Source organism: Bacillus sp. DWP3-1, assembly GCF_049896565.1.
Classification (GTDB): Bacteria; Bacillota; Bacilli; order Bacillales; family Bacillaceae; genus Bacillus.
Map to the genome: position 1 here is coordinate 346,057 of NZ_JAFCUN010000003.1, position 19,406 is coordinate 365,462.

The window sequence follows — 19,406 nt, forward strand, 5'->3', positions numbered from 1 at the left end:
TACAGACATAGTGCATTGGTTTGAACTGATTTACAGTAAACTGTATTTGTTTTGAGTTCTTTTGACCACAAAAAATATTTTATCAAAAATGAAACTCATTGTATATTGTTTTGTATTTCGTACATGCTTTTCTTAAAGGAGCTGATTACATGAAACTAAAAGCGGGCATCAGCTTAAGCATATTCTGCACGATTTTAGGAGGAGCATTCTTCATAGAACGAAATGATCAAAAAAGGTGGCAGGCGGAAAGTGAATGGCCGTTGTTTTCAGAACATCTTCTCTATATGACCTATCAAGAGGCAAGACAATATCCATTCCAGCCAAGAGAATATATACGCGTGGTCTCTGCCGAAGAATAAAACCCTTATAGGAGAAAAGAAATATAAAAAAAGCATGTGCCCGTAATAGAGCCCATGCTTTTTATTGTTTGATTAAGTAAACATTCTAAGTAAGATTGTTGCGCAGATCACAGTTGCTGCTCCGCCAAGACGTGTAGATACTTGTGCGAAAGGCATCAGACCCATTCTTCCAGAAGCTGAAAGGATCGCAACGTCACCAGTACCGCCAAGTCCGCTGTGACAGCCTGTCACAATCGCAGATTCTACTGGGTACATGTTCATCAATTTCCCAACGAAGTAACCTGAACCAACCATTCCAAGAACGACAGCGATACATACACAAACAAATGGAATAGAAATCACTGTTGCTACATCATCAAGTGGAATGTATAGAATTCCGAGACCGACCATAAGCGGCCATGTAAAGCTTCTTGATACAAACTTGTAGAACTGCTGTGAGCCATCTTGCAGATGCTGAGGCATCACGTTTAAGTATTTGATTAAAGCGGCAAGTACAATCATTAAGATTGGACCTGGAATATGAACAAAGCTTTCTAACAAACCACCAAAAATGAACGTTGTACAAGCAACGAGTACACCAGCACCCATTAACCCGAAATCAACTTTTGGATCCATATCAGGCTGTTCAAAAATTTCATTTGCCTCTTTTGATTTTACAAGACGGCCATTCCCGTTTAGTTCAGGACGTTTTTCACCAAGCTTCTTCATTGCGCCAGCACAGATAATGGCAATGACGTTCCCAATGACGGCAGCAGGAATTAATTGAGAAATTAATGACTCTGCTGATACACCAAGAATTTGTGAATAAGCAATAGATAATGGCAAAATTCCTTCACCAACACCACCGGCAATAATCGGAACAATAATAAAGAAGAACGAATGATGCGGTGTGTAACCAACTAAAAGACCAACAAGAATTCCAGCAGTCACAGCTGCAATTGTACCTGCAACAAGAGGAACAAACATACGAATAAGGCCTTGTACTAAAACAGTTCGCTGCATCCCAAGAATACTACCTACTACAAGAGCAGAAATATAGAAGTAAAGGAAGTTCGACGTTTTCATAAGAGACGTAACCGCTTCCAACGAGTTCGGATTCAGAACATGAAAAAAGACCAGGAACGATGGTACGAATAAAGAAAGAATCGCCGGTCCACCAATATCTTTTAAGATCGGAATACGTTGTCCTATATCTCCAAGGAAAATCCCCAAAATCATAATAACAGCGAAACCACCAAGCATATTTGCTGGAATTTTATTAAAATAAGCGGCAGTTAAAATAATCGCTGCAAGTACTAAATACACAGGTAAGTCAATAACACCAATTTTCCAAGACATGATCTTACGGAAAACGCTTTTATTATTGTCAGAATCGTCTGTAATCGATTTCAATTGTTGTGTATTAGCCACATAAACACCCCCAAATGCTATTTGTCTCAATTGTAGAAGATTCTGTGACACTCATCTATTTATTAAACTAAATTAAGTGTAATAAAAGTAAAATAAACAGGAGTTTTTATGTTTTTATCATACAAAAATCCCCTGAAGGTAGTTTATCCTTCAGGGGATTGATCATACATCGTATTTATCGTTTTCCTTTTAAATAAGGGGTCCCAAGTGCTTTCGGTGCATCTGCCCGGCCGATGAAGCCAGTGAGTGCTAGGATGGTAAGCACATATGGTGCAATGAGCATATACACGTTCGGTATATCTTGGAATAGCGGCAGGAGAGAGCCAATGATGCTTAAACTTTGAGCAAATCCAAAGAATAAAGCAGCGCCCATTGCGCCGAATGGGTGCCATTTACCGAAGACAAGCGCAGCTAGTGCGATGAAGCCTTGTCCAGTAATGGTAGCATGTGAGAAATCAAGTGCGATGGTCGACGCATAAACAGCTCCGCCAAGACCACCAAACAGTCCACTAATAAAGACGCCGATATAGCGCATCCGGTACACTTTGATTCCCATTGTATCAGCAGCCATTGGATGTTCTCCGACTGCACGAAGACGAAGACCAAACGGCATTTTAAATAAAACAAACCAAGCAACAACCGCAAGCGCTAATGCGAGTATGGATGTATAATAAACATCTTTAAAGAATATATCGCCAATTATCGGAATGTCACTTAAAAGGGGAATATCACCTTTATAGAAAGGCTCTGTAATTTTATCTGTTTGTGCTTTCCCGTAAATGAGTTTCACGACAAACAGCGTAGCGCCAAGTGCCAGCATGTTAATGGCAACACCACTGACCGTTTGATCTGCCCGGAATGTAATGGTTGCAACTGCATGAATCAAAGAGAACAATCCGCCGATTGCCATTCCGACGAGGAGCCCAAGCCACGGGGTCAACGCCCCAAACGTATCAGCATAAAATAAGTTAAAGATAATACTAGAAAATGCTCCGACGACCATCAAACCTTCAAGACCGATATTCACAACACCTGATCTTTCTGAAAAGACGCCTCCAAGAGCGGTTAAAATAAGTGGTGCAGCATAGACAAGTGTAGCTGGGACGATGATTTCAAGAATTTGCAGAAATCCCACTTATTTTCCCCCCTTTTTTTTCATTTGGTTCATCACAAGACGGATAATATAGCTTGAGGCGACGAAAAGAATAATGATCGCAATGACAATATCAACGACCTCAGTCGGTACGCCAGATTCAAGCGGCATATTTAAAGCACCGACCTTCAATCCACCAAGCAGCAGCGCAGCAAGAACAACACCAACAGCAGTATTTCCACCTAATAAAGCGACGGCGATTCCATCAAAACCTACACCGGTAAACGAGCCTTTAATTGAGGCATATTCAAATGTGCCAAGACCTTCCATTGCGCCTGCAAGACCTGCAAAAGCACCTGAAATCAGCATCGCATAAATGATATTGCGACGAACGTTCATACCAGCATAATGGGATGCCTGCTGGTTCATTCCAACAGCCCGCAATTCAAAGCCTTTAGAGGTTTTTTGAATAATGACCCACATCACGACCGCAGCTATAATGGCAACAAAAATACCATTGTGCATCCGGGAGAAATCGGTAATTTGTTCAAAAAATCCAGAGCGAAGCGAGGCAGTGGCATCGATTTTTTCTGTTTTATCTTTATTATTTGTTAAGACATTTGAGATCAAATAGTTTGTAACATGAAGGGCAATGTAGTTCATCATGATCGTGACAATCACTTCATGAACATAAAAACGAGCCTTTAAAAACCCAGGAATAAAGCCCCATAATGCACCAGCAGCAGCTGCGGTGATGAGTGCAAGCGGCAGATGGATATACATAGGTGCATGGACAGTTGTACCGATCCATACAGCAGCTACCCAGCCAATCAGCATTTGACCTTCTACACCGATATTAAAGAGACCTGTTCGAAATGCAAAAGCAACAGCAAGTCCTGATAAAATGTAAGGCGTGACTTGTCTGATGGTTTCTCCCATATAATAGGTTTCACCGAAGACGCCATTCCAAAGGGCGCCATAGCCTTCGATGACACTATAACCGCTTGCCAGCATAATAATGGCCCCAACAAAAAGACCAAGTACAATGGCTATAAGCGGAATTAGCAGATTTGTTAAGCGATTAGACATTTGCTTCGTTCCCCACTTCCTGTTGCGTACTTCCAGCCATTAATAGACCAAGCTCTTGCTCTGTTGTTTCTTTTGGATCAACGATGGCGATAATGCTGCCTTCGAAAATAACAGCGATCTTATCACTGACATTGATAATTTCATCAAGCTCAAAGGAGATGAGCAGGACGGCTTTCCCTGAGTCCCTTTGCTCAATCAGACGCTTATGAACAAATTCAATTGCACCAACATCAAGTCCTCGTGTCGGCTGAGCGGCAATTAATAAATCAGGATTGCGGTCAACTTCTCGGCCAATAATGGCTTTTTGCTGGTTCCCGCCTGACAGGGCGCGTGCCTCTGTATATTCACTCGGTGTTCTTACGTCATACTCCGCAATGATTCGTTTTGCTTTTTGGTAAATATTTTTCATATTCATCAAGCCAAATTTTGAGTATGGGCGCTGATAATACGTTTGTAAGGAAATATTTTCTCCAATTGAAAAATCAAGCACAAGTCCGTGTTTATGACGGTCTTGAGGAATATGTCCAATTCCAGATTCGGTCACCTTCCGAGGCGGAAGGTTTTGAATGGCTTTCCCGTTTAGCTTGATCGTGCCAGACTCTGATTTTTTTAGACCAGTAATGGCTTCAATTAATTCAGATTGACCATTGCCATCTACTCCAGCAATTCCGACAATTTCGCCAGCCTTCACTGAGAGGTTGAGATGTTTGACTGCCTCAATTCCTCGCGCGTCTTTTACCGTAAGGTCTTGAATTTGAAGCACTTCCTCAGCAGGGGAGGCGTCTTTTTTGTCTGTTTTAAATGAAACTTCACGACCGACCATGAGGCTCGCAAGTTCATCTTTATTTGTGCTTTCCACATCAAGTGTACGAATGCCTTGGCCTTTTCGGATAATGGTCACACGGTGACAGGCATCCATAATTTCTTTCAGCTTATGGGTAATTAAAATAATGGATTTGCCTTCATTGATTAAGTTTTTCATAATTTGTATGAGTTCTTTGATTTCTTGAGGTGTTAAGACGGCTGTTGGTTCGTCGAAGATCAAAATGTCAGCGCCGCGGTAAAGTGTTTTTAAGATTTCTGCACGCTGCTGCATGCCGACAGAGATGTCAGATACTTTTGCGGCAGGGTCTATTTTTAAACCATAGCGGTCAGAAAGCTCTTGTACTTGCTGTATGGCTTGTTCTTTGTCGATCTTTCCAAACTTCTTAGGCTCTTTTCCTAAGATGATGTTTTCAGCGACGGTGAATGTATCGACAAGCATAAAGTGTTGATGCACCATACCGATGCCTAAATCACTAGCATCATTTGGACTAGAGATGGTCACAGGTTTTCCGTGTACCTTGATTTCACCTTTTTCAGGCTGATACAGTCCGAAAAGCACGTTCATAAGCGTTGATTTTCCAGCGCCGTTTTCACCAAGCAGCGCATGAATTTCGCCCTTTTTTAGCTGCAGCGTAATGTTGTCGTTTGCTACAATGCCAGGGAACTCTTTGCGTATATTCAACATTTCAATGACATAATCCACAGGTTTAACCGCTCCTTTTTTAGGGTGCTGATAAAGATAAAAACTAGCAAAAGAAAAGCTGCAAAGCGAGGCTGCAGCTTTTCTTTTACCACCTTTTACGAATAAAGAGGAGGTAAAGGAGAGGCAAGGGGATAAGGCGCGCTTATCCCGATGCTCAAATTAAGCTTTAAAATCTTTTAGTTCATCACGTGTTGCAGGGATTTTGACTTCACCCTTGATGATTTTTTGTTTCCATTCTTCTACTTTCTTCAATACATCTTTATCAAGGTTGTCCTGAGATGGAGAAATGTCAACAGCGCCTTCTTTCAGACCGTAAGTGATCACTTCGCCGCCAGGGAATTTACCTTCTTTTGCTTTCGTTGTTAAGTCTTGTACCGCTGTGTCTACTTTCTTAATCATAGAAGTAAGAGTGACACTTTGTTTTGTTCCAGGTACTTTTCCTTCGTCATACTGGTCTTTATCTACACCAATAACCCAAACTTTACGGTTAGGATCAGCTTTTTTCAGGTTTTTCGCTTCTGTGAAGACACCAGTTCCAGTACCGCCAGCTGCGTGATAAATGATGTCGACGCCAGATTTGTACATGCTTTCAGCTGTTGCTTTACCGATGTCTGCTTTATCGAATGCACCAGCATATTTCACTTCCACTTTTGCTTTCGGGTTAGCTGCTTCAACGCCTGCACGGAATCCAACTTCGAATTTTCTGATTAATTCAGAGTCAACGCCGCCAACAAAACCGATTTTGTTCGATTTTGTAGAAAGAGCAGCCGCAACACCTACAAGGAATGATCCTTCATTTTCGTTAAACATAATGCTGGCTACGTTGTCTTTTTTCACAACTGCATCAACAATACCAAAGTGATTATTTTTACGTTGATCTGCGATTTCACTAATAGAATCTTGCATTAAGAAACCAATTCCATAAATCAGGTCGAATTTCTCACGAGCAAGTGTGTTTAAGTTCGTTGTATAGTCAGCGTCTGATTTAGATTGTAAGTAATCAAAGCCGTTTTTACCTTTTTTTAAATTGTTGTCTTTCCCAAAAGCTTGTAAACCTTCCCAAGCTGATTGGTTAAACGATTTGTCATCGACACCACCGACATCAGTTACCATTGCAACAGTGAATTGATCTTTATCTTTTTTGCTTTCACCGCTGTTTGAGCCAGAGTTGCCGCATGCTCCAAGGATGGTTCCTGCTGCTACGACTAAGGACAATGCTAGTCCAATTTTGCGCTTCTTCAAAACATAACCCCCTATAAAATTTAAAAGTTTCAGAAAAGTCTCGCGAAAAAAGACCGTTCTACCTCTTCTCACCCTTCTGAATAGGGTATTTTATCCTGCTTTCTCCTGAAACTTATGGAGGGCAGGAGAGAAGATGTAAGACATCAGACTTATATCTCGTTGAACTAATCAATCATAATTTATCATTTCCAATCGAATAAATAAATAGAAATTTGTTTTATTTTTAAAAAAATGTTAAAAGGCTAAATTCGATGTCTTTTTATCTGCTGAAATATGATATAATGCCGCTTTTGTGATGTGCTCTACTACAGTGGAACCGCTGATATCAAGGGGTTTGTGACATCGTGTGCCATAAAAAAACATCTGGCCTCTGTAAAAGGTCAGATGTGTCAAATTATAGATATTGCTGAATCAAATTCATATTTGTTGTACTGAGTTTATATTGGAAAACAGGACGTCCAATTGTCCCGTATGCCATTTCGACATCAACTACTTCGATGTCCTCAAGGAATTTCAAGTATTTTCTAATGGAGACTTGAGAGATTTCTGTATGATTCGCTAGGTCTTCGGTCGTGAAAGCTTGATGACCGAATGATTGAATACTTGTCCAGATGAGTTTGAGTGTGCTTTTGGTCAGGCCTTTTGGCAGAAGGACTTTTTCTGTCTCTGCTTTTTTATGAAAGAGCTTCGCATCTAAATCATTTTGCGAGATGCTGTTCATCGTTTGGTACAAGGCGTGTTTACGTTTATACTCTGAGAGCGCTGATTGGAAACGTTCAAACTCAAATGGCTTGATTAAATAATCAACGGCCCCGTTTCGCATCGTTTGCTGGATCACGTCGACTTCATTGGCAGCTGAAATGACAATGACATCAACAGAATGATTTTGCTTGCGTATTTCTGATAATAGGACCAGTCCATTTTGTCCAGGCATATAAATATCGAGCAGTACAAGGTGAATGGCTTCTGTTTTTAAGATGTCCAGTGCCTGCTGAAAAGAGGTGGCAATCCCTATTAATTCAAAACCGTCGATTTGGGTCAGGTAGCGTTTGTTCAGCTCCCCAACCATTGGGTCGTCTTCTACTATTAACACATTAATCATGTGAATCCTCCTTTTGTTTATACGGAATGCGGAGACTAAAGGTCGTTCCTTCTCCTTTTTCACTCGTGACAATCAGGTGTCCGTTCAATTTTTTGATGCTTTGGTCAACAAAGTAGAGACCGAATCCTCTGTCTTCTCCTTTAGTTGAAAAGCCTTGATCAAACATGATGTCTTGTTCGTCTTTTGTGAGACCAACACCTGTGTCCGTAATCTCAATATGAAGCTGCTCCTGGACGTATCGGAATGAGATTGAGATGTTTTTTGTCTCAGTATGAGAAACAGCATCGAGTGCGTTATTTAACAGGTTGCCAATCACGGTAATGAGATCATGCGTCACTGCTGGGTCCTCTGAATTTGGGACTTGTGTGCTGCATATGACTTCTAAGGTCGCGCCTTGTTCCCTGATGTAGCTTTGTTTTCCTAGTAAAAATCCTGCTAAAACAGAGTTTTTCACATGGTTGATGATTTCATTTGTTTCCGTTTGCTGATAGATCGCAATATCTTTGATATAGGTGCCAAGGTCATCGTAGTTTTTGAGCTGAACCAGTCCTAAAATAACATGAAGCTTGTTCATAAATTCATGTGACTGGGCACGGAGGGCATTTGCATACATTTTGACTCCGCTCAGCTGCTCAGCCAAGTGTTTGACTTCTGTTTTGTCACGGAAGGTGGCGATTGCCCCAACAATCTCGCCTTTTACCGTAATCGGGACCTCGTTAAAGACGAGCTCCAGTCCGTTCATTCTCACGTCGCGGTCAAGCAGCGGCTTGCGTGTTTCAATGACTTGCTTTAAGCCGCTTGAAGGGAGGAGCACCTGAACATCTTGTTCTCTAGGATCAACCATAATGCCCATATTATGAAAGAGCCGTTTGGCTTCAGCGTTGGCCAGCTTGATTTTACCGTGCTGATCGACCGCAAGAATCCCTTCTTTTGTTGATTCTAGCATGGCGCTTCGTTCTTTTAATAATGTAGCGATCTCATCTGGCTCTAGTCCAAACATAATTTTCTTCACTTTTCGTGCCACAATGAGTGCTCCGATGATACCAGAAAGAAGGCTGAGCGATATGACGAAGTAGAGCGGAAGTAAGCTTTGATGAATAATCAAGTCAATTTCCTTTAACGTAATCCCTACTGCCACAGCCCCGAGCTGCTTTCCATCTTGAGCATAAACAGGAACAAAAGCACGCATGGATCTGCCAAGTGTTCCAGAAGCCGTACTAATATGTTCTTTACCCTGTAATGCTGGTTTTTCATCACCGCCAGCAAACCGCTTCCCGATCTTCTGCGGATTTGGATGGGTTTTGCGAATACCGTTCATATCCATCACGACAACGAATTCAGTTTTGGTGATTCGCTGAACACTTGTTGTATATTGACGAAGTACTGAATATGATCGATTTTCTTCTAATGATTTCGCTGTGATCGGAGCCTCTGCGACCATTTTGGCAGTGGAGAGGGCGATGTCACGTTCCTGCTGATGAATGTTCTTAGCTGTTTCCGACCAGATCGTAAAGAATGTGATACAAAGGGAGATCAGGACAACGATACAAACAAAAATCGTCAGCCGTGTTTGCAGTCTTAATGTTTTTTTCACGAGTATACCCCTAACGCACGATTTTTTCGTAATAGTAATACTTTAACGGGAAAATGTAAGTTTGTGAAGGAATGTACGTGCAAAATCACAAATTTGATTTTGCTGCCAGTTTACTTTGAAAGCATCTTGTCAATCCGTTTTAAGTGAGCCATAATAAATGTGAGCTTATGAGAAAGGATCTATTTATGAAAAATACATATTTGACTGGATATTTTCCGCTGATTTCGATTTTACTATTCAGCTCTGCTTTTTCGATTTTCACAGTAGGGATCACGACTGATTTCTTGACTCAAGCAGGTATTTTAAAAGGAATGCTGGAATTTTTCTCGGAACAGGGCATCAGACTTGCTCTTTTTGCTGCTTTTGCACTTGTTTATTTTATGATTTTATCTGCCTTGAAACTGATTGCAGATACGGTGTTAGAGCTGGCACTACTCTTTTTCGCGAAAGATCCTGAAGGGGAGAACTTAAAGAAAATTCGGATTGCATCCGTTGTTTATTTATTTGCCAGCTTGCTTGCATTTCTGTTGACGCAGCAGCTGATTCTGCTTGTCGGACTGTTTGTTTTAGCAAGTCTTGTCTATTTTATCTGGGTTGTGGTTCGCATTTATCAATCGCTTTCCATGCTGAATTTAATTGGATTTATGATGTTTATTCTTCTGTTTTGGGCAACGTTTTTAATCGGCATTTTGTACTTATTTATTAAGCTTTATAACAGTGTTATGGCGAGTCTGCCTTCTTAAACAGACAAAGAAAGCATCCTCCACCATCGGAGGATGCTCAGCGTGTAGACAAACCCTCGCATTCGGTGTCAGGGCTGCGTTCCGGTGCTCACGAATGTTCAATTCGCTGCGTTCCGGTGCTCACGAATGTTCAATTCGCTCCGCTCCGGTACTCGTCCTTCCTAGACTGCAAAGGTTTTCAGGTCACGCTGAAAAGAAGACAAAGGGCTAAAATAAAAATCATTTTAGCCCTTTGTCAACAATGTGAGCATCCTCCACCATCGGAGGATGCTTTTTTATGAAAGAAACCGTTTTTGAATATCGGGTGTAGGCATCATACAAGATGTTTTTTGACCGAACCATTTGTAGCGATTTTTCGCCATCCGCTCATAAAACCAATCACGGATAGGGCGGGGAATGGCAATGAGTAAATAACTCCATTTGTAGATCCCTTTTAAATGCCGCGTGGCTTTTAAGATGCCTGTCGACTTCGTATAAAGGGTGCCTTTTTCAATATAAATGAATGAATTGAACTCATCTAAAGGCAAACCATTTTCTTTTAAAATGCGCTGCCCTGTATCTGATTGTAATGAAGCAAACATCATTCGCTCATCTGGATCACGCTTAATCACAAACTGAACAGCGCCGCTGCACACGTTGCAGACACCGTCAAATAAAATTAAATGGGGTGGATGTGTTGAATGCATTGCAATCAAACCTCCTGTTTATCTGGCGTATTGCATCGTATTTTTCCAAATACGTAAGTGCGGGCTGGAGCTGTAAATTGATTCAACCGTTCCTCTATCTCTTCCAACCCATACACCCATTGTATATTGATCTGTCAGTCCAACAAACCAAATGTCTTTGTAGTCATTGGATGTCCCTGTTTTACCACCAATGTAAGGGGAACTGAAATTCGCTTTTTTCCCTGTTCCGCTTTTTACAACGGAGGCAAGCAGTTTACGCATGGTGTCATTTGTCCGCTGAGAATACACTTGCTTCGGTGACTCTTTCCACTTGTAAAGGGTCTTACCGTTTAAGTCTGTTACCTTTGTGATCGAATGACTTTGCGTGTAAGCTCCTTGATTACCAAAGACGGTATACGCATCTGTTATTTCTAGCGGTGAGAAGCCCTTCGTAAATCCGCCAAGTGCAGAAGGAAGGCGATAATCATCCGCTACGATATGCTCGAATGAGAATTTCTCTAAATAGCTGAAGCCTTTTTTGACACCGACTGTATCCAGCATTCGGATCGCAGGTGTATTGTAAGAGTTCTTAAAGGCTGTTTCAAGTGTGACAGTTCCATACGTTTTATGATTATAGTTCTGCGGACAGTATCCGCTGCTGCAAAACTTGCCGGCACTGATTTTGCTTGAAGCTGTTGCACCGGTTTGGTCGATGTAAGGACCATAGTCTAAAAGCGGCTTAATTGCAGAACCAGGCTGTCTTTGCGCTTGATAGGCGTAGTTGAAATCAAACTTCTTGTAGTTTTTTCCGCCAGCAAGTGCGACAACTTGATGCGTTTCATGATTAATGACCGCTGATCCGCCTTCTACACCTTGGTAAGGGAGTTGCGCATTGAGCTGATAGACGGCTCGTTGCTGTAAGGAAGGATCAAGTGCCGTATAAATTTTGACACCATCCTGAAGCAGGGCACTAACTTTTTCAGATAATTCTTTTTGAATGGCTTTTTTTGCTCCATCTGTTTTGGCTTTCTTCAATCGTTTTGTAAAGCCTTCCTGATCTGACACAAGATCAGTAAATTCCTCATTGGTATATGTCACATAGTCAGGATAAAGGTTTTTCTTTTCACTTAAGGACAGGCTGATTTTTTCTTTGACGGCTTTTTTGTATTGCTTTTTGGTGATGACGCCGTCTTTCTTTAAAATACCAAGCAGTCGTTCTTGGCGTTTCTTCGTGTGCTTGAATTGTTTCAATGGGTCATACAGTGTTGGGTTGTTTGGAATCGCAGAGATAAATGCCATCTGTGCAAGCGTTAAAGAACTAAGCGGCTTATCAAAATAGTAATTAGCCGCAGAACCGACACCGTAAACACCATTACTGAAATAAATCGTATTTAAATAGCTTTCGAGAATTTCATCTTTCGAGAATTTCCGCTCTAATTCATAGGAATAGAGAAGCTCTGTAAACTTTCGGGTGAACGAACGTTCATGGCTTAAATATAAGTTGCGGGATAACTGCTGTGTGATCGTACTCGCTCCTTGGCTGATGCCATGGTTTTTGACATTTGAGGCAAGGGCACGAACAACCCCCATAAAGTCAATGCCTTTATGGTCATAAAAGTTCCGGTCCTCTGAGCGGAGGAACAGCTCCTTCACAGAATCAGGAATTTTATCATACGTCACGAACACTCGGTTTTCATCGTTTGATACGATCTCAGAGATGAGAGAACCATCCCGATCATACATATAACTGTTTTGGGAAAAATCTATCTTTTCCAGCTTGATTTTTTGATCAAGCACTTCGTTAACAGGCTTGACACTTGCAGCTTCTTCCTTTGATAGATAAAAAGTCAGAACAAATAATGGAATGAGGGCAGCAAGTAATAACCAACCAATGATTGCACGAAACATGAGGTCACTCACTTTCTTCAATTTTCTAGCCATATCGTACCATTCTTTTGCGAATACGAGAAGGTTATTTTTAGAAAAGAATGGGCTTGAAGACTAGTGAATAAGGCTTCTACACATGAAAAAAGAGTACCTGATGCTGGATCAGACACTCCTTTCTTTTGTCTTCCCATGCGAGCGGACCGTCCATAAAAATAACGCGCCAAACAGAAAAATTCCGGCGGTGACATAAAAGACAGCTGGAATCCCGTAATGACTCGCCACAATGCCGCCAATCACCGGACCGACGACATTCCCAAGAAAGCGGAAGCTGACATTGTATCCAAGCACTTCCCCTTGCATAGAGGCAGGTGCTTTGATCCGAATATACGCTGTCGTACACGGAATAATCCCGCCAAGTGCCATTCCGTATAGAAAACGGAAAAGTACTAACATCACATAGGAATCCGCCATCGCTTGCGGGATGAATAAAATAGAGGAGAGGATGAGAAGGGCAAGCAGCACCTTGTCGTGACCAATTCGATCTCCGAGATCTCCCCATTTTCGTGTAAAGAGCAAATTGCCAAGTCCAGTTGCAGAGAACGCAAGACCCGCATAAAATGCGAGATTAACAGGACCGTGTAAATCATGAATGTATAAAGCCAAAAGTGGCTGAATGCTAAAATTCCCTACTTGTGTAATAAACGTTAAAAGCATCGTGACCACAAGCAAAGGCTGTTTGAAAATATGAACGAGCACATCCTTCCGTGAGTAAGAAACGCGCTTTGCTTCTTTTGAACGGATGGGCTGTTCTTTCACTCCGAAAATAATCACAATAGCTGACACATAAATGACAGTCGCTGTGAGGAAAAACGTATAAATAAATCCGACGCTGTCTGCCATGAATCCGCCCATTAATGGACCAAACAACCCCCCGGCAACATTACTCATCTGCATCGTTCCAAGGGTTTTACCTGCAGTTGCCTTTTCCGTCTGTGCAGAGATCAGTGCCATTGAAGTCGAGATAAAGCCTGTGACAAGCCCCATGAAGAGCCGCAGTGCGAATAGCTGATAAACGGTTTGCACAAGCCCCATTAATAGAATACTTGTTGCAATCCCAATTCCGTTAATGAGCAAAATCTTTTTATAGCCATGACGGTCACCAATCCGTCCCCAAATCGGAGAAATCAGAAAGGCCGTTAAAAACGTGACCCCAAAGACATAGCCGCTCCACCTTTGGACAAATTCATTTGAATAGCTGCTATCAAGAGATTCTATGTAAAGTGATAAAAAAGGGACGATCATTGTAATGCTGGCAGATACAAAAAAGTTCACAAACCACATGATGTACAAGTTTTTCTTCCTGTTTGTGATAGAGACCACCTTCTTTATTTATTTCGTGTTCCTTAATAATTATAAAGGAAAATAAACGATCTTTCATCTGATGATAGGTTGGGCATAGTGAATCTGCATTATTTTCAAGAAAATGAAGTGATTTCAAGGTCCGTCTTAATATAATGATATCAGGATGAAAAACTGACGAGAAAGTGAGGTGAGACTGGTGGAACAGAAGGCGGTGCTTGTGGTCGATTTTGAATTTACGATGCCTGATGGAAAGTATCATCCACAAAATTTTTTTCCTGAAATTATTGAAGCTGGGGTAGTGAAAGCGGCAAGTGAAACGATTATAGACACGTTCTCTAGCTACGTCAAACCGAAAAAGTTTCCGAAGCTGACGAAACGCTGTAAATCGTTCCTCGGCATTACGCAGCAGGATGTAGAGAGCGGAATTTCCTTTGAGGCGTTTATCGAGAAGCTCGTGTCGCTTGATGAGGGAGAGGATTGTGAGATTATTACATGGGGCAATATGGACATGAAGGTGCTGAAGCAAAACTGTATGCTCAATCACATCGCCTTTCCTTTTAAGGGAAAGCTGAGGGACCTCGCCTTTGAGTATAAAACCTTTTTTGGTGATCGTACACTGACAGGGCTTCGCAAAGCGGCAAAGGAATACGGCAGTGAAGAAGCTGGTAAGCATCATAAAGCACTTGATGATGCCATGACGACTTATCAGCTGTTAACCCTTTTTGAAAAAGACAGAGCCTATGTGGAAAATCCGCAAACAACCAAAATTGGTGAGCTGATCGATTTCTCACACTTTTTTGATTCGGCTGATTAGCGGGCGTCTTCTGGAAAATAATCTTTTTCGAGAGAAGATAGGCATGCTCTTGATTTTTCAGCCCATTTGGAATCATCCGCATGGAGCGTTTGTTTTAATTTATCTACAGCTTCTTTTAGTGATACTTGATAATCTGGTATACCGCCATCATAAGGCTTCACCATATGATGAGGGATATTCGTCTGTTCACGATAGGCCAAAGCCCGTCTCTCTTGGAAAAAAGGCACGTCTGCTTCTTTTGGGTGATGCAGGTCGCCTTGAGTGGGATGTGTCAGAACGGCTTTTACTTGAACGAGATAGGTCGATGGTTTCACTGCTGTCACTTCCCCAACGTAAACACCTGTTTTGTAAAATCCTTTCACAACTTGTCCAATTTGAATGTCTGTCATGTGAAATTCCTCCATTTCCTTCTCGCAGGAAGGTATTTCATTTCTTTTAGCCAATATAGTGAAGTAAACGAGCAAAAGGGGGAATGGCGAATGCTGTCGTTCATCGCACTCTTTCTACTGTATTTTCCTGAAGATAAAAGGGAGTACATCCCAGCGGCAATCACCACGGTGATTTTCTTTATTGCTGCATTTATTTGCTTTCGTCTGATCGTTCGTGCGTCTAAGAAGCAGGAGCGGATAGATGAAAAAAGGACAAAAAAAATGGATTGATCATTTTCTTCTTGTATCTTCAGGAAACTTCACGGTGACGGTTGTACCAGACTGCAGCGAGCTTTTGAAACGAATGGTTCCATGGTGATTTTCAATGATAGAAAATGTCACTGTCAGCCCAAGTCCAGTCCCTTTATTTTTCAGGGTGTAATATGGTTCGCCAAGCTTTTTCATTTGGCTTTCTGTCATTCCTACACCGTTATCCACGAAATAAAGGCATATTTTATGATTTTCTTTTGAAGCAAAAAGTTCAATTTCCCCTTCGTGTTCTGGGGCTGCTTCAATCGCATTTTTGATTAAATTAATCATGACTTGCTTGATCTTCGTTTCATCCCCTTGAATGTATAAGTCTGGTTCAATGGATTGATGAATCGTGACCGATTTGAAATTCGCATAGGATGTCATCAGTGATGCACATTCCTCTAGTAATTTAGATAGATTGAGAGATTCAATTTGATAATAATTTTGTTTCGCAATGTCAAGATAACTCGTGATAATATCCTGCGCCCGGTCTAACTCTGACAGAACGAGATTTTTATAATCTTTATTGGTTGACGGCTCTTTTGTATTGTCACTAGAAAAGAGCAATTGGATAAAGCCTCTCACCACTGTCAGCGGATTGCGTACTTCATGGGCAACGCTTGCAGCGAGTTCACTTACAATGGTCAGCTTTTCTGACTGGACGAGCTGTGTTCTCATTTGCGCATTTTCTTTGACGAATTCAATGGAATAGATACTTAGCACAAGAAAGAATATGTAGTAAAGGGTTGAGAAAAATAACTCAAGTAACTTTTGCTGCATAATAAAGGCTGGGCTGTATTCCATTAAGCTGACCGCAAACAGTCCAATGTAAATAAAGAATCCTTTGGATAAACCGATAAGCACTCCATACATCAGCTTTTTCAGCTTCGAATATTGACGCCATTTCCGGTAGAACAGAAATGGGATGAAAAAGTAAATCGGAACAACAATGATTCCAACCCATAAGAAGGAGCCATACATCACGAATTTGACCATGGAACTTATCAAGATGGCGACGATCCCAGCAGTGTACCCTCCGTATAAAATGGCAAGTACAAGAGGGATGGATTGAAGCCCAGTCTGCAAATCTAAAATCGAACCAACTGGATATATAATACATAGTGCTGAAGAGATGGATGCGAATACTGTGATGAGCAGTTTATTCGTTTTTGGGAAATGAGCAGGGGTCCGGCTTAGCCATAGCGCATGATATAAAAAGATTGGAAATAGAATAAAAGATACATGGAGCAGAAAATCCTTGAACATTTCCATTTAAATGCTCTCCTCGTAAATAATTGTAATTCCTCTCATTATATCATCTCATGTACAAAGTAGATATGATAAAAGGAGGGTTTTTTTCTTTAAAAAGAACACCCGTTAGGATGTTCTTTCGATCGTATAGGGCTTATTCAGATGATCGCGTGAACGCTTGCTGAAGGCGTTTCAATCCTTCTTTGACTGTTGAAGCAGGACAGCCGAGATTCATCCGAATAAAGCCGTCTCCTTCGTGTCCGTACACGTGACCAAGCTCTAGGATCACTTTGCCCTTTTTCAGCAGATTCCGTTTCAATTCCGCTTGACTGAATTGATAATCCCGAATGTCCAGCCACAATAAATAAGAAGCATCTGGTTTCATATAACGCATATTTGGAAGGTGTTCGTCAATATAGTCCATCGCCATTTTCATATTGCTTTCGAGATAAAGAACAAGTGCATCGAGCCACTCATCCCCGTGGCGGTATGCTGCTTCCATCGCAGGAATCGCAAATGCATTCAGTTTGGCTAGTCCGTTTCTTTGCAATTGATTGGTGAAAAGGGTTCTTTTTTCTTCATCGGAAATGATAATGGCAGATGCTTGGAGGCCAGCTAAATTAAATGTTTTACTTGGTGCAATACACGTCACTGTGATATGTGCTATGTCGTCAGAAAGACTAGCAAATGGCACATGCGGCTTTCCGTATAGCATCAAATCAGAATGAATCTCATCTGAAACGACTGTGACACCATGCTTGACACATAAGTCTCCTACTCGCTTTAATTCTTCTTTTGTCCACGCTCTTCCGGACGGATTATGCGGATGACATAGGAACATGAGCTTCGCTTCTGGTCTGCTCAGTTTTTTCTCTAAATCATCAAAATCCATAAGATAGCGGTTGTTTTCTATTTTTAAAGGGTTGGTTGAGACTGTACGTCCATTTCGCTCAATCATTTGATAAAAAGGCGTATACACTGGTGACTGTATGACCACTTCGTCATTCGGTGCTGTAAAGGCTTGGACAGCAAAACTAAGTGCCGTGACGATCCCTGGTGTGAAGGTGACGGCTTCTGTCTGAATCGACCACCCGTGTCTTCTTTTGAGCCATTCGGCTACTGCCTGCTGCGTATCCTGGTCTTGAAAGGCATAGCCAAATACGCCATGATCCAATCGCTCTTTCAATGCATCAAGGACGACCTGCGGCGCTTTAAAATCCATATCTGCCACCCACATCGGCAGCGCATCTGTTGTCAGGAACAAAGACTCTGCTTGGTCCCATTTCACTGATTTTGAACCTTTACGTATGATCTGTTCGTCGAAATTCATGAAACCCACCTCTAGCCGTTTTTCAACCATTGTTGGTTGTGCTAAAATAAACATCACAAAATTTATTATAAGCGGTGATACCGATGAAAGATAGTCAAGCTGTAGAAGAGATGATTCAACTTATTAAGACATGGGACCCTTTTCAATATGGAGAGGACTTTTATGAAACGGAGCCTGCTGACGTCATCAGTGCATTATACGACGCAGAAGACTCTTTATCTTTAGCAAAAGACATTCAAGCCATTTATCATCACTCATTTGAGCAGCTCCTGCCTTTCGAAAGCTGTCAACATATAGCGAATCAGCTTTTCGTCATACGAGACAGCAGCTCCTGCACACGCTAAGACAGGCTGAAATGTCCGATTTGATCAGACACAAAGACCGGATTTTCCTCAGGAACGAGGTGCCCGGTTTTTTTTAATGCATGCAAGGTCGAGTTTGGCAGATCCTTGTGCAGTCTTTCTCCTATTTGAATGGGAACGATCCGATCTTCCTCACCCCAAATGAGCAGCACTGGTGTCTCCATTTTCTTTAGGACATCCGAGGTCAAATCGCCTTCCCGGTGCCGAATCAAGCGGAAAATTCCTCGGAAAATTTGATCATCAGAAAAAGGCTTTAAATATCCGTCCACCATCTCTTGATCAATGATGGAATGATCATGTACAACAGCGGTTAAATTTTTCATTATGCCTTGCTTCAAGAGCTTTCTTTTGAGATAGAGATAAAAATAAGGAATATATGTGCTGTAAACAAGCGATCTCTTTGATTTATTTAAATACCCTGAGCTGCACAAAAGTACCGCCTTTTCAAATAGGTCTGGCCGTTCAGATGCAGCGTATAAAGCAATTTGGCCGCCCATCGAATGACCCACTAGGATCGCATGCTGAATCTGCAAGTAACCAGCTAGCTCAATAATGATCTTTCCCATGTTGCGATAGCTGTAAATAAACGTATTCGACTTCTCGGACTGTCCAAATGGCGGCAGATCGATTGCAATTAAATTGAAGTCTTGTTTCAGAAGCGGGATGAGCTTTCGATAGCTGAAGGTAGAAGAGAAGAGTCCGTGAATTAAGATCAATGTTTTCTTCCCCTTATTTGGATAGTGCTCATAATAGATATCTAAACCGAATTTACTTTTCATATAAGCTGGCTGAACAAAGTCCACACTCATCACTCCGATACTTGATACTCTCTCTGTTAGGTGACTGTATTGTACCCTAAAAAGTGGATTTTAAGCTATGGTTAGCATCTTTTCCC

General features: G+C 41.5%; 19 protein-coding genes. 5 read left to right on the forward strand and 14 right to left on the reverse strand.

Features of this window, described 5'->3' with window-relative positions; translation table 11 throughout:
- Window positions 1-149 precede the first annotated feature (149 nt).
- Window positions 150-359 (forward strand): hypothetical protein, encoded by a 210-nt coding sequence (locus tag ACP7A0_RS09435; RefSeq protein WP_012011099.1) that lies wholly within the window; start codon window positions 150-152, stop codon window positions 357-359.
- A gap of 72 nt (window positions 360-431) precedes the next feature.
- On the opposite strand, the gene ACP7A0_RS09440 is transcribed toward ACP7A0_RS09435, so the two are convergent.
- The 7 genes from ACP7A0_RS09440 to malK form a co-directional block, all read right to left on the reverse strand.
- On the reverse strand, window positions 432-1,769 hold the full coding sequence (locus ACP7A0_RS09440) for a 2-hydroxycarboxylate transporter family protein (RefSeq protein ID WP_003213451.1): 1,338 nt from the start codon (window positions 1,767-1,769) through the stop codon (window positions 432-434).
- Window positions 1,770-1,944: 175 nt separating this feature from the next.
- Window positions 1,945-2,904: an ABC transporter permease gene (locus tag ACP7A0_RS09445; protein ID WP_060597207.1), complete on the reverse strand. Its 960-nt coding sequence runs from the start codon at window positions 2,902-2,904 to the stop codon at window positions 1,945-1,947.
- Window positions 2,905-3,951 (reverse strand): ABC transporter permease, encoded by a 1,047-nt coding sequence (locus ACP7A0_RS09450; protein WP_003212654.1) that lies wholly within the window; start codon window positions 3,949-3,951, stop codon window positions 2,905-2,907.
- Window positions 3,944-5,479 carry an ABC transporter ATP-binding protein gene (locus ACP7A0_RS09455; protein ID WP_060597206.1) on the reverse strand — a complete coding sequence of 512 codons (1,536 nt, stop codon included), beginning with the start codon at window positions 5,477-5,479 and terminating at the stop codon, window positions 3,944-3,946. The genes ACP7A0_RS09450 and ACP7A0_RS09455 overlap by 8 nt, the downstream gene beginning before the upstream one ends.
- Window positions 5,480-5,638: 159 nt before the next feature.
- Window positions 5,639-6,721 (reverse strand): BMP family lipoprotein, encoded by a 1,083-nt coding sequence (locus tag ACP7A0_RS09460; protein ID WP_034659810.1) that lies wholly within the window; start codon window positions 6,719-6,721, stop codon window positions 5,639-5,641.
- Window positions 6,722-7,115: 394 nt separating this feature from the next.
- Window positions 7,116-7,823 (reverse strand): response regulator, encoded by a 708-nt coding sequence (locus ACP7A0_RS09465; protein WP_066030473.1) that lies wholly within the window; start codon window positions 7,821-7,823, stop codon window positions 7,116-7,118.
- Window positions 7,816-9,417: a malate sensor histidine kinase MalK gene (malK, locus tag ACP7A0_RS09470; protein ID WP_066030474.1), complete on the reverse strand. Its 1,602-nt coding sequence runs from the start codon at window positions 9,415-9,417 to the stop codon at window positions 7,816-7,818. The genes ACP7A0_RS09465 and malK overlap by 8 nt, the downstream gene beginning before the upstream one ends.
- Before the next feature lie 185 nt (window positions 9,418-9,602).
- Between malK and ACP7A0_RS09475 the strand changes: the two genes are divergently transcribed.
- The gene (locus ACP7A0_RS09475) at window positions 9,603-10,160 is read left to right on the forward strand and encodes a YufK family protein (RefSeq protein WP_034659805.1); all 558 of its coding nucleotides are present in this window, start codon (window positions 9,603-9,605) and stop codon (window positions 10,158-10,160) included.
- 275 nt (window positions 10,161-10,435) lie between these two features.
- Here ACP7A0_RS09475 and ACP7A0_RS09480 read toward each other — a convergent pair whose 3' ends face one another.
- The 3 genes from ACP7A0_RS09480 to ACP7A0_RS09490 form a co-directional block, all read right to left on the reverse strand.
- Window positions 10,436-10,846 (reverse strand): thiol-disulfide oxidoreductase DCC family protein, encoded by a 411-nt coding sequence (locus ACP7A0_RS09480; protein ID WP_034659802.1) that lies wholly within the window; start codon window positions 10,844-10,846, stop codon window positions 10,436-10,438.
- Window positions 10,847-10,864: 18 nt separating this feature from the next.
- Window positions 10,865-12,766, reverse strand: coding sequence for a transglycosylase domain-containing protein (locus tag ACP7A0_RS09485; RefSeq protein WP_066030475.1), 1,902 nt, complete (start codon window positions 12,764-12,766; stop codon window positions 10,865-10,867).
- Window positions 12,767-12,874: 108 nt separating this feature from the next.
- Window positions 12,875-14,053 (reverse strand): MFS transporter, encoded by a 1,179-nt coding sequence (locus ACP7A0_RS09490; protein WP_317615033.1) that lies wholly within the window; start codon window positions 14,051-14,053, stop codon window positions 12,875-12,877.
- Window positions 14,054-14,270: 217 nt separating this feature from the next.
- Here ACP7A0_RS09490 and kapD point away from each other — a divergent pair, with 217 nt between their 5' ends.
- Window positions 14,271-14,888 (forward strand): 3'-5' exonuclease KapD, encoded by a 618-nt coding sequence (gene kapD / locus ACP7A0_RS09495; RefSeq protein WP_034659799.1) that lies wholly within the window; start codon window positions 14,271-14,273, stop codon window positions 14,886-14,888.
- Here kapD and ACP7A0_RS09500 read toward each other — a convergent pair.
- Complete coding sequence (locus ACP7A0_RS09500; protein ID WP_034659797.1) at window positions 14,885-15,277, reverse strand: kinase-associated lipoprotein B; 393 nt, start codon at window positions 15,275-15,277, stop codon at window positions 14,885-14,887. The two genes, kapD and ACP7A0_RS09500, sit on opposite strands and share 4 nt — an antisense overlap.
- Window positions 15,278-15,367: 90 nt before the next feature.
- Between ACP7A0_RS09500 and ACP7A0_RS09505 the strand changes: the two genes are divergently transcribed.
- Window positions 15,368-15,547 carry a hypothetical protein gene (locus tag ACP7A0_RS09505; protein WP_034659795.1) on the forward strand — a complete coding sequence of 60 codons (180 nt, stop codon included), beginning with the start codon at window positions 15,368-15,370 and terminating at the stop codon, window positions 15,545-15,547.
- On the opposite strand, the gene ACP7A0_RS09510 is transcribed toward ACP7A0_RS09505, so the two are convergent.
- Both ACP7A0_RS09510 and ACP7A0_RS09515 read right to left on the reverse strand, forming a co-directional pair.
- Complete coding sequence (locus tag ACP7A0_RS09510; RefSeq protein ID WP_034659793.1) at window positions 15,548-16,840, reverse strand: sensor histidine kinase; 1,293 nt, start codon at window positions 16,838-16,840, stop codon at window positions 15,548-15,550. It abuts the gene before it with no gap.
- Between the two features lie 133 nt (window positions 16,841-16,973).
- Entirely contained in the window at window positions 16,974-18,149 is a 1,176-nt protein-coding gene (locus tag ACP7A0_RS09515; RefSeq protein ID WP_375566238.1) for a MalY/PatB family protein, read from the reverse strand.
- 83 nt (window positions 18,150-18,232) lie between these two features.
- Here ACP7A0_RS09515 and ACP7A0_RS09520 point away from each other — a divergent pair, with 83 nt between their 5' ends.
- The gene (locus ACP7A0_RS09520; RefSeq protein ID WP_268496142.1) at window positions 18,233-18,493 is read left to right on the forward strand and encodes a YugE family protein; all 261 of its coding nucleotides are present in this window, start codon (window positions 18,233-18,235) and stop codon (window positions 18,491-18,493) included.
- On the opposite strand, the gene ACP7A0_RS09525 is transcribed toward ACP7A0_RS09520, so the two are convergent.
- Window positions 18,490-19,314: an alpha/beta fold hydrolase gene (locus ACP7A0_RS09525; RefSeq protein WP_034659788.1), complete on the reverse strand. Its 825-nt coding sequence runs from the start codon at window positions 19,312-19,314 to the stop codon at window positions 18,490-18,492. The genes ACP7A0_RS09520 and ACP7A0_RS09525 overlap by 4 nt on opposite strands.
- Between the last annotated feature and the right edge of the window lie 92 nt (window positions 19,315-19,406).